The 12,987-nt window shown below is 66.7% G+C and carries 13 protein-coding genes and 1 pseudogene; 6 read left to right on the top strand and 8 right to left on the bottom strand.

Translation table 11 applies throughout. The features are described 5' to 3' along the window. Both GR328_RS20925 and GR328_RS20920 read right to left on the bottom strand, forming a co-directional pair. Positions 1 to 1,698, bottom strand: a pseudogene (locus GR328_RS20925) (PD40 domain-containing protein); the annotation flags it as partial. A 130-nt stretch (positions 1,699 to 1,828) separates the two neighbouring features. Next, on the bottom strand, positions 1,829 to 2,197 hold the full coding sequence (locus GR328_RS20920) for a gamma-butyrobetaine hydroxylase family protein (RefSeq protein ID WP_160887292.1): 369 nt from the start codon (positions 2,195 to 2,197) through the stop codon (positions 1,829 to 1,831). Between the two features lie 98 nt (positions 2,198 to 2,295). On the opposite strand from GR328_RS20920, the gene moaA reads away from it, so the two are divergent. The 3 genes from moaA (at position 2,296) to GR328_RS20905 (ending at position 5,290) form a co-directional block, all read left to right on the top strand. After that, on the top strand, positions 2,296 to 3,333 hold the full coding sequence (moaA, locus tag GR328_RS20915) for a GTP 3',8-cyclase MoaA (RefSeq protein WP_160887291.1): 1,038 nt from the start codon (positions 2,296 to 2,298) through the stop codon (positions 3,331 to 3,333). Between the two features lie 141 nt (positions 3,334 to 3,474). After that, entirely contained in the window at positions 3,475 to 4,251 is a 777-nt protein-coding gene (locus GR328_RS20910; protein ID WP_160887290.1) for an ABC transporter substrate-binding protein, read from the top strand. A 172-nt stretch (positions 4,252 to 4,423) separates the two neighbouring features. Further along, positions 4,424 to 5,290 carry an NAD(P)-dependent oxidoreductase gene (locus GR328_RS20905; protein ID WP_160887289.1) on the top strand — a complete coding sequence of 289 codons (867 nt, stop codon included), beginning with the start codon at positions 4,424 to 4,426 and terminating at the stop codon, positions 5,288 to 5,290. 76 nt (positions 5,291 to 5,366) lie between these two features. On the opposite strand, the gene GR328_RS20900 is transcribed toward GR328_RS20905, so the two are convergent. The 6 genes from GR328_RS20900 to cobT form a co-directional block, all read right to left on the bottom strand. After that, positions 5,367 to 7,724, bottom strand: a complete 2,358-nt coding sequence (locus tag GR328_RS20900; RefSeq protein ID WP_160887288.1) for a caspase family protein — start codon at positions 7,722 to 7,724, stop codon at positions 5,367 to 5,369. 103 nt (positions 7,725 to 7,827) lie between these two features. After that, positions 7,828 to 8,034 carry a hypothetical protein gene (locus GR328_RS20895; protein ID WP_160887286.1) on the bottom strand — a complete coding sequence of 69 codons (207 nt, stop codon included), beginning with the start codon at positions 8,032 to 8,034 and terminating at the stop codon, positions 7,828 to 7,830. An 11-nt stretch (positions 8,035 to 8,045) separates the two neighbouring features. After that, entirely contained in the window at positions 8,046 to 8,837 is a 792-nt protein-coding gene (locus tag GR328_RS20890) for an enoyl-CoA hydratase-related protein (protein WP_160887284.1), read from the bottom strand. Then, the gene (locus tag GR328_RS20885) at positions 8,834 to 9,487 is read right to left on the bottom strand and encodes a uracil-DNA glycosylase family protein (RefSeq protein WP_160887282.1); all 654 of its coding nucleotides are present in this window, start codon (positions 9,485 to 9,487) and stop codon (positions 8,834 to 8,836) included. Before GR328_RS20885 ends, GR328_RS20890 begins: the two co-directional genes overlap by 4 nt. A 67-nt stretch (positions 9,488 to 9,554) precedes the next feature. After that, on the bottom strand, positions 9,555 to 10,064 hold the full coding sequence (locus tag GR328_RS27630; RefSeq protein ID WP_160887280.1) for a thermonuclease family protein: 510 nt from the start codon (positions 10,062 to 10,064) through the stop codon (positions 9,555 to 9,557). After that, on the bottom strand, positions 10,061 to 11,086 hold the full coding sequence (cobT, locus tag GR328_RS20875; RefSeq protein ID WP_160887278.1) for a nicotinate-nucleotide--dimethylbenzimidazole phosphoribosyltransferase: 1,026 nt from the start codon (positions 11,084 to 11,086) through the stop codon (positions 10,061 to 10,063). The genes GR328_RS27630 and cobT overlap by 4 nt, the downstream gene beginning before the upstream one ends. A gap of 136 nt (positions 11,087 to 11,222) precedes the next feature. On the opposite strand from cobT, the gene GR328_RS20870 reads away from it, so the two are divergent. From GR328_RS20870 to GR328_RS20860, 3 genes are read left to right on the top strand one after another with little or no spacing between them, the layout of a single operon-like run. After that, entirely contained in the window at positions 11,223 to 12,059 is an 837-nt protein-coding gene (locus GR328_RS20870; RefSeq protein ID WP_160887276.1) for an adenosylcobinamide-GDP ribazoletransferase, read from the top strand. A gap of 16 nt (positions 12,060 to 12,075) precedes the next feature. After that, positions 12,076 to 12,273 carry a DUF1289 domain-containing protein gene (locus GR328_RS20865; RefSeq protein WP_160887274.1) on the top strand — a complete coding sequence of 66 codons (198 nt, stop codon included), beginning with the start codon at positions 12,076 to 12,078 and terminating at the stop codon, positions 12,271 to 12,273. After that, complete coding sequence (locus tag GR328_RS20860; RefSeq protein WP_160887272.1) at positions 12,273 to 12,986, top strand: retropepsin-like aspartic protease family protein; 714 nt, start codon at positions 12,273 to 12,275, stop codon at positions 12,984 to 12,986. The genes GR328_RS20865 and GR328_RS20860 overlap by 1 nt, the downstream gene beginning before the upstream one ends. Position 12,987 lies beyond the last annotated feature (1 nt).

The raw sequence follows: 12,987 nt of genomic DNA, 5'->3' as shown, positions 1-12,987 counted from the left end.
GCCATAGCCCCCGTCCAGCGTGTCGTTGCCGGCCTCGCCATAGAGCCTGTCATGGCCCAAGCCCCCAGCGAGCGTGTCGTTGCCGGATCTGCCGTAAAGCCGGTCGCTGCCGGAGTTTCCGTAGAGCCTGTTGGCGAAGGCATCGCCCGTGAGCGCATCCGCCGCTGCGCCGCCCGAGAGGGTGTCGATAAGCGCCGTGTTGCGCGCCAAGGTGCCGGCGGCAAGGTCGACCTTGTACGGGACGACCCAGGTTTGGGCGCCCTGCTTGACGGTGACCAGAGCGGCCTTGGTGCCGCTGCTGGCATAGATATGGCTGAAGGAGGCGCTGCCGAGGCTCGGGGTCACGGTGCTGGCCGTCCCATCGCCCCAGGCGATGCTCACCCTGGAGGCGGCCCCCACGCCGAGCTTCGCCTCCACGTAGCGCCCCTCGACGATGGCTTGGCGGTGCGGGAGATAGGCCGCGTCCACCAGGAAGATGTCTGATGCGAAATCCTCGTCTCCGGGCACGAGGCGGGAGCTGCTCTGAAATGCCACATAGCGCCCGTCGGCGCTGATCTGGGATCTGAGATCAAGGCCCGGATTGCCGTCCCCCTCCGAGCCGTCGGCCCTGACGGAGAGGCGGGCGATCGCGCCCGTCTGCAGATCTTTCAGGAAGACGTCGCCCGGGAAGCCTGACGGGTCGCCTGGCACCAGATTGGTGGCTTGGCTCGTAAAGGTCACGTAACGCCCGTCGGCGCTGACGGAAGCGAAAAAGCTATTGCCGTTTCCCCCTTCGCCGTTCGCGCTGGCCGAGACCTTGACGATCGAACCGTCCGTCAGGTCCTTGCGGAAGATGTCGAAAGTCCCCGTGTCGCCGGGAACGAGGGCCGCATCGCTCTGGAAGAACACATAGCGGCCATCGGCGCTGATCCGGGCATTGAGGCTGTCCCCATCCCCCTCGCCCCCGTTGGCGTCGGTGGACGCGCGGCTGATCGCGCCCGTCGTCAGGTCCTTGACGAAGACGTCCAAATCCCCGTTCGTGTCCCCCGCCACCAAGTTGTCGGCACGGCTTTCGAACACCACGAACCGCCCGTCGGGCGTAAACTGCGCATTGAAGCTGCTGGCATTTCCGCCCTCCCCACTCGCCGAGGCGGATACGCGCACGATCGCGTTGGTGACGACGTCCTTGAGAAATATGTCCTGGCTCGCGGGGTCGCCGGGAACCAGGTTCGTGGCGCTGCTCTCGAACAGCACGTAGCGGCCGTCGGCGCTGATCTGGGGAGCGTAGCTGTTGCCATCGGCTCCGGTCCATTGGGCGGAGGAGACCAGGCGCACCTCCCCCGTTACGAGATCCTTCCAGAAGATGTCGGAAGACGTGGGTCCGCCGGAGCCCAGATTGGTCGCATGACTGGCGAAGACCGCGTAACGCCCGTCCGCGCTGAGCTGGACGGAGGTACTGTTTTGATTTCCCCCTGTACCGTCGGCGGCGGTGGAGATTTTGACAAGGGCGCCCGTGGCCAGGTCCATGCGAAAGACGTCGACGAACTCCACATCGCCCGAAGTGAGGTTGGCCGCCGTTTGGAAGGCCACATAGCGCCCGTCCGCGCTGAACGAAGGATAGTCAAAGGGGTTGCCCGTTTCATCCCCGGCCAAGACCTGGGAGATGACAGACGTGCCGTCGAGGCGGCGGAAGGATTGAACGGAAAGCGTCAGGGGCATGGCGTGATCCCGTATGTGGTTTCGAAAGGTAAGCTTGGCGGCTCACCCCTACCACCTGCAGCCCATATACGCAATAACGTTTCTTTCAGAAAACGTCCCGCGAGACCGGCTCACTCCGGCGCCTCAGCCGCTAACGCCTGGGATCCCTCGAAAGCCCCTTCGCTCCTAGCTCGTCGAGATAGGCCTGCCACTTCTCCTCGCAGCCCGCCCCAAGTTCGTAGAGGTAGCTCCAGCTGTAGATGCCGGTATCGTGCAGATCGTCGAAGACGAGCTTCACGGCGTAGTTGCCCACGGGCTCCACGCCGATGATCTCCACGTTCTTCTTGCCCGCCACCGTCTTGCGCTCGGCCGGGCTGTGGCCCTGCACCTCCGCCGAAGGGCTCGTGACGCGCAGGTACTCGGCAGGAAGGTCGAAGGAAGCCCCATCGTCGAAAGCGATGTGCAGGCTTCGCCTGTCCTTGGCCAGGCGAAGCTCCCTGGGCCAGCGCTCTGTTGTCATGGAATCGGACCTCTTCTCGGCTTTGTGGTTTGACGAGAGCTGCGCGAAGCATAAATTGAAAGCAAGCCGTTACAGGTAATAATCGAGGACAGCACCCGATGCAGGGAGCACCGATCCAGCTTCAATCGCCCTTCCCCGGCCCCTCCCTGCTGGATCCGTTCGGGCGTGCCGTCACCTACCTTCGCGTGTCCGTGACCGACCGCTGCGACTTTCGCTGCGTCTATTGCATGTCCGAGGACATGGCGTTCCTGCCCAAGCGCGACCTCCTGAGCCTAGAGGAGCTGGACCGTATCTGCACCGCTTTCGTCGGGCAGGGCGTGCGCAAGCTGCGCATCACCGGCGGCGAGCCGCTGGTCCGGCGGGACATCATGTCCCTGTTCCGCTCCCTCTCGCGCCACCTTCAGTCCGGCGCCCTCGACGAGCTCACGGTCACCACCAACGGCTCTCAGCTCGCCCGCTTCGCGCACGAACTCGCCGCATGCGGCGTAAAGCGCGTGAACGTCTCCATCGACACCCTGGATCCGGACAAGTTCCGCAAGATCACCCGCTGGGGCGATCTCTCCAAGGTGATGCAGGGGCTAGACGCCGCGCAGGACGCGGGCCTCAAGGTCAAGATCAACGCCGTGGCGCTGAAGGGCGTGAACGAGGACGAGATCGAGAATCTCATCCACTGGACCCATCAGCGGGGCATGGACCTGACACTGATCGAGGTGATGCCGCTGGGCGAGATCGAAGGGCAGCGCATCGACCAGTACCTGCCGCTGTCGGAGGTGAGGCGGCGCCTGGAAGAGCGTCATACGCTCGTCGATCTTCCCGACCGCACCGGGGGTCCGGCCCGTTACGTGAGGGTGGCGGAGACAGGCGGCAGGCTCGGGTTCATCACGCCGCTGACGCACAATTTCTGCGAGAGCTGCAACCGGGTGCGGCTGACCTGCACCGGGCAGCTCTTCATGTGCCTGGGCCAGGAGGACGCCGCCGATCTCCGCGCACCTGTTCGCGCCTCCGAGGACGATGCGCTGCTCAGGCAAGCCATCATCGACGCCATCGCCCGCAAGCCCAAGGGACACGACTTCGTCATCGACCGCGATCATGCCCGCCCCGCCGTCAACCGCCACATGAGCATGACCGGCGGGTGAATCGCCCCTCGACGGGACAGCCGGAGAAGTCAGGCTTCCCATCGATTGACGGCAACTGCCTTTTCACGTGATATCGGCGCCGACATTGCAGGCTGAAAAACCGTGAGCGCGTTTGATTTGGGGCGGAGACCGGCGATAATCATGGGATTCGTGGCCGGCCTTGCCGCGCCCCTCATCAATCCCCTGGCGTCGGCCCAAGAGGCGGCGCCTCCGCAGAAGCCCGCGATCCGGATCGCGGTCGAGGGCGCCTACCCGCCCTTCAACTTCATCGATCCCAACACCAACGAGCTGCGGGGCTTCGAGGTCGATCTTCTGAAAAGTCTCTGTGAAGCGATGCAGGTCCGGTGCGAAATCGTCCAGCACGAATGGGACGGCATCATCAAGGGACTGGTGAACCACGAATACGATGCGATCATGTCGTCGCTCGAAATCACCGAGAGGCGCCAGAAAAAGATCGCCTTCAGCGATCCCTATTACCGCATTCCCGCGGTCTTCATCGGCTCCAGGGAGACGGCCCAGGGCGAGGTCACGCCGCAGGCGCTCGCGGGCAAGAGGATCGGAACCACCGAGCGCAGCGATCACGAGACCTATCTCAGGACCTTCTACAGGGAATCGGAGATCGTTCTCTACGCCAAGGCCGACGAAGCCAATCTCGACCTGCTCGTGGGACGGCTCGATGCGGTCTTCGGAGACGAGCTTCTGCTGTCGAAGTTCCTGGAAAGTCGCGAGGGCGAATGCTGCCATGTGCTGGGTGACACGCCTGCCGATCCGGCCTACCGCCGCGAGCTTTACGGCGTCGGCCTTCGCAAGCAGGACGAGGATCTGCGCGCCCGGTTCAACCGCGCCATCGGGCAGGTGAAGGCGGACGGCACCTATGACCGGATCCGCGCCCGATATTTCTCCTTCGATATTCGATAGAGCCGTTTGCCCCTGTCCCGTCTGTTCCCAAAGTATGGGACCTGAACGTGGATGCCACTTTCAGGTCCGATGCTGCCTCTTATAAACAGCGCATCGTTGTGTGCGGAAAACCGGATCCACTTTTCCGCACGATGCGCTAGAACCACTGCGAGGGACAAATCGGGAGCACATGATGGCGAAGGTCGCTTTTCTGGGTCTGGGCGTGATGGGTTACCCCATGGCGCGGCATCTCAAGGACAAGGGGCACGAGGTGACGGTCTATAACCGCACCGCGGCGAAGGCCGACAGGTGGGTATCGGAGAATGGCGGCCGCGCCGCCGGAACGCCTCGCGAGGCCGCGGAAGGCCAGGAGATCGTGTTCGCCTGCGTGGGCAACGACGACGATCTGCGCCAGGTCACGCTCGGTGACGACGGCGCCTTCCACGGCATGGGCAAGGGCACGATCTTCGTCGATCACACCACCGCCTCCGCCGAGGTCGCCCGCGAGTTGCACGCTGCAGCAAAGGACAAAGGCTTCTCCTTCATCGATGCGCCGGTCTCCGGCGGTCAGGCCGGTGCGGAGAACGGAGTCCTCACCGTCATGTGCGGCGGCGACGCCGAGATCTATGCGAAGGTCGAACCGGCAATCATGAGCTTCGCCCGCGCCTCCCGCCTCATGGGTCCGGCCGGTGCCGGACAGCTCACCAAGATGATCAACCAGATCTGCATCGCAGGTGTCGTGCAGGGTCTCGCCGAGGGCATTCACTTCGGCAAGAAGGCCGGTCTCGACATCGAGGCCGTGCTGGACGTGATCTCAAAGGGCGCGGCCGGCTCCTGGCAGATGGAAAACCGGGGCAAGACCATGAACCAGGGCAAATTCGATTTCGGGTTCGCCGTGGACTGGATGCGCAAGGACCTGTCCATCGTGCTGAACGAGGCCCGCAAGAGCGGCGCGAGCCTGCCGCTCACCGCCCTGGTCGATCAGTTCTATGCCGATGTGCAGAAGATGGGCGGAAACCGCTGGGATACGTCGAGCCTCATCGCAAGGCTGGAGAAGTGACCGGGCGGGCTTTTGACCAATAGACATGGAAAGGGCCGGGACCCGCAGGTCTCCGGCCCTTTTCGTCAGGCCCAGTTCAGTCCTCTTCGCAGGGACGTCCGGGCCGGCAGGTCTGCCTGTTTCTTGCGGGAGCGGAAGGCCTGCGGATCTCCTCTCGGACCGATGGCCTCGCTGGGGCCTGGGGCCGAGCCACAGGAGCGGCCCGCTGTACCACGGGCCGTTCTTGCGGAGCCGCACGACGCTCGAACATCGGCTGAGGCCGCCGGATCTCCCGCGGCCGAGGCGCGGCCCTGTCTGGCTCCGGACGCTCCTGCCGCACACGCGGCCGGGCAGGCTGCGCGGAACGCGGCGCCTCGATCCGGGGCTCCGGCCTCGGCCGCGCCACAGGACGAGGCGGACGCGCAGGCTCCTCCTCGCGGACGGACGGGCGGGCAGGACGGCGCACATCCTGGCGATCGTCCTCCAGCCGAGGCCGCGAGGGCCGCGGCGAGGGCCGCGGCATGGCAGGACGTTCCCGCTCGATCGCCGGGCGCAGGCGCGGCGCGGCAGGACGTTCCCGCTCGATGTTCGGGCGAGGCGGACGCGCTGCGGAAGGCCGCTCCTGCTCGGGAGCCAGGCGGGGAATGCGTGGCCGGGCATCGGGCACATCCCGGGCCGTTGGGACGGCGGGCGAGCGGTCAGTTCGCGGCGCCGCCGGGAGAGAGGGCCTGACTGCCCGCTCCTGTCTTTCGTCCGCAGCGGATCCGGGCCTCCCCGGGCGGGGCACTGCAGGCGTCGGGCGGTCGGCCTCGGGCCTCATGACCGTCGGCGCCTGAATCGGACGGCTCGGCAGACGGGGCCGGGACGACGGGAACCCCGAAAGCTCACGCGCGGTCGGCCGGCGCTGCTCGGCGGGACGCGCTGCGACCGGGATCGGCTCGGGCTGCGCGATCAGCCCGGGCTGACGGGGCACGACGGACTCGGGCCGGATTCCACGAGACGGACGAGGGGCACCGGGCCCGTCCACCGGAGGCCGGGCGATCGGTGGCGGCGCCACCGGAATGGCAACCGGGCCGCGAGGCGTCACAGGGGCAATCGGCTGGTAGAACGAGCGCGGCGGACGGGCACGGCGCGGCACCGGGATCGGAGCCGGGATCGGGAGCACGCCGACCAGGACCGGAGGCGGAGGCGGCTCACGGATGATCGTGACGAACTCCACGTCCTCCTCGTAATAGGATCGGAAATAGACCGGAGGAGGCGGAGGGGGCGGCGCCTCGCGAATGATCGTCACGACGTCGACGATCTCGATCCGCTCCACAACGGGAAGCGGAGGCGGCAGATCCTCGTAGATCACCTCCTCGAATACCGGCGGCGGAGCGATCGCCGCGGACAGACGCACAAGCCTGCGGCGGCAATCCGCGGCGTGCGGCCCATTCGGGTAGCGGCGCAGATAGGTCCAGTAGGCTTCACTCGTGTTGCGGCTCACGGTGCGGCGCCACACGATGGCTTCGCGGCGGGCGGCCAGCAGCGCCGAGACGCGGCGGGCGAGCGCATGGTCGGGATAGCGGCGCAGGAACGCCTGGTAATCCTGGATCGTGTCGCGCTCGACGGCGATGATGTAGGCTTCCTCGGCGGAAACCTCCTCGATACGCCGCACGTCGCGAACTGGAGATGGCACGGACGCCGATTCCTCGGGTTCGAAGAACACGAAGGCCGCATCGCCGAGATTGGCCACGTGCCAGGGGGTCTGCAGGCCCTGCGTGGTTTCGTGCGTGCGCAGGCGAACGCGGTTGAACACTTCATCCACCGGAACGCCGGGCTGGCGGATCGTCTCGGTCAGAGCCGTGGCGTAATGGCCGTAGGGCCCGGGCGCGTCGCCTGCGACGATGTTCGGCGCCGAGGCGAAAGCGATCAGGAAGCCGGCGGGCGGCTCCATGAGGGCGAGGCCACGGGCGATCGGATCGCTGCCGGCGGGCAGAGGAAAGTCGCGCGCCGTATCGGCCACGACGATGCGGGTCCGCGCCGGGATGCGCTCCATGGAGCGGACCAGGTCCGACAGGCGGAAACCGTCTATGGGAATGTCCGTATCACGCTGAATGCGGGCGTCCACCGGCAGGAGATAGTTCTCGCCCTCGAGCTGAAGGCCATAGCCCGAGAGATAGACCATCGCGGCACCGTCGTCGCCGAGCTCCTGAGCCTTGTCCAGGAAGTCGCGCACCACTCTGCGCAGATCGTTGGCGTTCAGATCGCGCCCCTGAATGACCTCGAACCCGGCGCTTGTGAGCGTCTGGGCGATCAGGCCCGCGTCATTGGCCGCCGTGGCGAGCTGGCGGCCGTCATAGGCGCTCTGACCGATCACCAGGGCAAGGCGTTGCTGCGCCGAGGCGGAGGAAAACGCCCCTGCTGCCGTCAGAAGAAAGATCGAAAAAACGATAGCACGTTTCACCAGCTGCACGGCGCGCGAACCTTTTTCTCGCCCGGAGAGCGGGCATGACACGGGAAAACTAAAATTCTCCTCTTGAACGCCTCGTGAACAAACCCGGGCTCATCTGGGCGCCCTACCGCCGCGTCATGGTCAGATAGACGATGAAGGCTCCGATCCCGAGCGCCAGCAGCATGAGGACCATCTCGCGGGCCTCGCCCGTGAACGCCACGTTTCGATACATTTCCGACAGGCGCCCGGCATGTTCGGGATCGCGCCCCATGAAGAGGCCGATCACGATGGCCAATGTCGCGAGAATGAGAATCCAGGGCATGCGGCGCATGGCTCAGGTCCTCACCGGCCTTCGAAGCGCGGCGCGCGCTTCTCGCGGAATGCGGCCACGCCTTCGGCGAAATCGCGGCTGAAGCCGGCCTCCCGTTGCAGCCGGGCCTCAAGATCGAGCTGAGCCTCCAGATCGTTCGAGAGGCTTTCCGCCACCGCCCGCTTGGTCAGGCGCTGAGCCAGGCCGGGTCCGTTGGCGATTCCAGCCGCGAAGGCCGCCACGTCGACGGCGAAGGACCCATCGTCGAAGACCTTGAAGACGAGGCCCATTCGCTGCGCCTCTTCGGCCGGGACCGGCTCGGCGGTGAGCATGAGGGCGAGCGCCCGCTTGGGCCCGACGAGGCGCGGCAGGATCCAGGTGCCGCCCGCATCCGGCACGAGGGCGATCCGGGCGAAGGCTTCCTGCAGGTAGGCAGAGCGCGCGGCCACGACGATATCGCAGGCGAGTGCGATATTCATGGAGGCGCCGACTGCCGGGCCGTTGAGGGCCGCGACGGTGATCTTGGAATAATTGGCGAGCTTGAGAACGAGGGGATTGTAGTCGCGGGCGAGCGGAGGTCCCAGATCGACGCGGCCCTCCTTGTCCTTCGGCAGATCCTCGGTCAGGTCCTGCCCCGACGAAAAGGCCCTGCCCTCCCCGGTCAGCACCACCACGCGCACGGCCTCGTCCCGCTCGCACCTGTCGAGTGTCTCCCGCAATTCGGCATGCATGGTGCCGTTCAACGCGTTCAGCTTGTCAGGCCGGGCCAGCGCGATGGTGGCGACCGGACCTTCGACGGTGTAGTACAGGCTCGTGAGACTCATGCTTTCCGGGCTCCTGTATGGTCGAGCTCGAACATAGAGCGAATTTCGGAGCGAAGAACAGGCAAAAGCTCCTCCTCGAACCAGGAATTGGTCTTAAGCCAGCCGTTGTTGCGCCAGGAGGGGTGAGGCAGCGGCAGGATGCGGGGCTTTTGGGGGCTCGCGAGGATCTCCCGCCATCGCCGCACCGTGCCGGTCAATCCATCCTGAAATCCGTCGCCGAGATGCCAGGCCTGGGCATACTGGCCGATGAGGAGAACGAGGTCGAGATCGGGAAGCGCCCGGAAGAGCGGCTGCCGCCAGGTTTCGGCGCATTCCCGGCGCGGGCCCAGGTCCCCGCCCTTGGCATCCTGCCCCGGAAAGCAGAAACCCATCGGCACGATCGCGACCCTGGACGCGTCGTAGAATGCGGTCATGTCGAGACCCAGCCACTCCCGCAGCCTCGCGCCCGAGCGGTCGTCGAAGGGGATCCCGCTGGCATGGGCGCGAGTGCCGGGAGCCTGACTCGCGATGCAAAGGCGGGCCGTTGCGCTCCCCTGAAGGATGGGGCGCGGCTCATGGGGCAAGACCGCGCCATAGCGGGGCATGTCCCGGCAGATGCGGCAGGCGCGCAGCGTGCGCGCGAGTTCTTCGAAATCAGGAGAAGGTTGCATCCGTCTCAGATAGGAATTCCGGCAAGGCTTAGCGAGTGGGGAGCAGGGCCGCGCGGCCGTGCCCGGCTCACTCGCCCGCGCGGGAGCGCCGCCAATCCTGCGGACGGTCGAATTCGCCCGCCCAGAGGCCAGCCGCACGGCTCTGCGCACGCCTTTCCTGAAGGTCGTAGTCCCGGCCGTAGGACAAGGCCCAGCCCTCCTCCACCATCCGTGCTCCGACATCGCTGCCCTTCACCGTGCACCGGGCCAGAATACGCTGGTAGCGGTCGCGGCCCGCTGCGCGGCATTGCACGGTCTCGCCGGAGACGAGCGCGATGAGCGCCCGGCGGGCCGCGTCGCCGCAGCGATACGACCGGCCGGAGCGCGAGCAGGTCTGCTCCATCTCAGGCGCGTCGATCCCCTTCAGGCGGATCCTGGCCTCGCCGATCAGGATCGTGTCGCCGTCGGTGACATGGGCGCGTCCCTCCAGAGCACGGCCGTTCGGCCTGAGGGCGATCACCGACCCGCCGGCCAGCGCCAGGGCGATGAGGAGGGACTGGATGCCGCTCGCCCGGAAGCGGCCTCGGCGCCTTCTCACGACAGGCGCTCAGAGACTCCCGCCTGGCTGAAGGTCGCCATGTCGCGATGGACGGCGGCGGCGGCCTTCACGACGCCCATCGCCAGGGCCGCCCCGCTCCCTTCGCCGAGGCGCATGCCGAGCGCCAGGAGCGGGATCTTGCCGAGACGCGCGAGCGCATCCTGATGGGCTCCCTCCGCGCTGAGGTGGCCGGCGACGCAATGGTCGATCGTCGAAGGATGGACGGCGTGGAGAACGGCGGCGGCGGCGGTCGCCACGTAGCCGTCGAGCACCACGGGAATCCGCTGGAGTCGGGCGGCCAGGATCGCACCCACGATGGCCGCGACCTCGCGGCCGCCCAGACGGCGCAAGATCTCAAGCGGGTCGTTCAGGTGGTCGCGATGGCGGGTGATGGCCGCCTCGACGGCGGCGACCTTGCGCTTCAGGCCCTCATCGTCGAGGCCGGTCCCGCGCCCGACCCAGTGCTCGGCCGGGCCGCCGAAGAGCGCCGTGTAGATCGCAGCCGCCACGGTGGTGTTGCCGATGCCCATCTCGCCGACCGCCAGAAGATCCGTGCCGCCGGCAATCGCCTCCATGCCGAAGGCCATCGTGGCGACGCAGGCCTTCTCGTCCATGGCTTCCGTCTCGGTGATGTCGCCGGTGGGCATGTCGAGGGCGAGATCGAACACCTTGAAACCGAGACCATAGGCCGCGCAGATCTGGTTGATGGCCGCACCGCCCGCCGCGAAATTCTCCAGCATCTGGCGGTTGACCTCTGAGGGGTAAGCCGACACGCCCTTGGCCGTGACGCCGTGGCTTCCGGCGAAGACGCAGACCAGGGGACGGTCCACGGTCGGGTTGGACTTCCCCTGCCAGGCGGCGAGCCACTCGGCCAGCCATTCCAGACGCCCGAGGCTGCCGGTCGGTTTCGTCAGCTGCCGATCCCTCAACCGCACGGCTTCGATCGCCGCCTCGTCCGGACCGGGCATGGTCGTGATCAGGCGGCGGATGTCGTCGAAGGGTGAGGATGCGGGGTGGGTCATAAGGGGGCTCCGGCCCGTCAGGGCATTGCGGAATCTGATGAGGCGTGACCTATAAGCATTTTCCCGCGAAGTGGACACCGGGTCGCTGCAAGAAAAATGCGGTCCGGAGGACAGTGTGATTGCGATGGGGTGAAGCATGTCCGAGCAGATTGAAGCGCCTCAGCCTGCGCCGGCCGGCTTCTGGCAGGCTGCCGCCGTCGATCTGGCCCATTGCCTGCGCTTCTATTCCCGTCTTCCGGTGCCGGTCCTTCCTTACGAGCAGAACGCCCATCCGCTGCCGGATTTTCCCCGCCTCGTACGGGTCCTGCCCATCGCCGGGCTCGTTCTGGGCCTTCTCCCGGCCCTCGCTCTCGCCTGCGCCCATTTTCTCGCCCTCGACTCCTGGCTCTGCGCGATCCTGGCCGTCGCCGCCGCCACTCTGACCACGGGGGCCTTCCATGAGGACGGGCTGGCCGATACCGCCGACAGCTTCGGCGGATCGACCCGGGAGCGCCGGCTGGAGATCATGCGCGACAGCCGGATCGGCTCCTTCGGGGCCGCCGCCCTGTTCCTTACCCTCCTGCTCCGCATCGCGGCGCTCGCCCATGTGACGGCCCTCGGGGGATGGACGGTCGGCGTTCTGGCCGTGCTGACCACCGCCGCCCTCTCGCGGACGGCGGGCCTCATGCCTCTCGTCTTTCTCCCCCCGGCCCGGGCCGACGGCGCTGCCTATGCGGTGGGGCAACCATCCCGGGAAGGATTCTGTCTCGCGGCGGGACTGGCGGGAACGATCGCGGTCATCCTCGGCCTGATCGGACATTTGCCACTTTCCGGCATCGCCCTGATGATTGTTCTCTCGGGCTTGACGGGCTGGGGCTTCATCCGTCTCTCGGCCCGGCATCTCGGCGGCCAGACCGGCGATATCGCCGGCGCGACGCAGCAGATGGCGGAGGTCGCCGCGATGCTCGGCCTCTTGACCACGCTTCAGCCGTAACGACATGTGAAGGATCATGGCCCGCGTCTCCAGCCCCTGCATCCGCGTCTGCACCCTCGATCCCGAGACGGGGCTCTGCGAAGGCTGCGGCCGCACGCGCGAGGAGATCACGCGCTGGTACCGACTGACCGAGGAGGAGCGCCAGAAGATCATGGCTACGCTGCCGGAACGCATGCGCGAAGCCTTCGCCTCGGAAAGCGACAGGGCCGAGTGATGCCGGGGATTCGGGGCGCAGGCGGGTTGCTTCTGATCGCGGCGCTTCTGATCGCCCTATTCGCCGATGACAACATCGCCGACCTCTCTCCTCTCGAGGCTGCGGGCCTTCTCGGGTTCGGCGGCATCAGCCTGATCCTCGCCGCCTCCATCATCGAGGGCTTCGGCCAGCATTGGACCTATGGCGTACAGGCGACCGCCGTGAGCGGCGGGGTGCTGATCGCGCTCCTTGTCATGTATGCCTCACGCGGTGAATTGCAGACCGTCATCGACCGTGCCATCGGCGATATCTCGCTGGGACGCACGGTGGTGACTCCGGACGGCGAGGTGGTCGCGGCCCGCAAGACAGACGGCAGCTTCCTGCTGCAGGGCAAGGTGAACGGCCATGACACGCGCTTCGTCTTCGACACGGGGGCGAGCACCGTGGTGCTGCGCGCGGAGAACGCCGTCGCCCTCGGCTTCAGGCCGGAGACGCTCGATTACTCCGTTCCCGTCGCGACTGCGAATGGTGGGGCGCTCGCCGCGCCCATCCTCATCGAGAGGCTTTCGATCGGGCCGATCACCGAGCGCAATATCCGCGCGCTCATCGCCCGTGAGGGCGTGCTGCATGCCAATCTACTCGGCATGACCTTCCTTGAGCGCCTCGCATCCTACGAGGTGCGCGGCAACCGGCTGATCCTGAGGGCGAAGGACAGCGTCAGCAGCTCGGAATGAT

The organism is Microvirga makkahensis (genome assembly GCF_009830105.1).
Taxonomy (GTDB): domain Bacteria; phylum Pseudomonadota; class Alphaproteobacteria; order Rhizobiales; family Beijerinckiaceae; genus Microvirga; species Microvirga makkahensis.
Note: the sequence above shows the minus strand (reverse complement) of the source record. Positions and strands in the feature narration are given on the sequence as shown.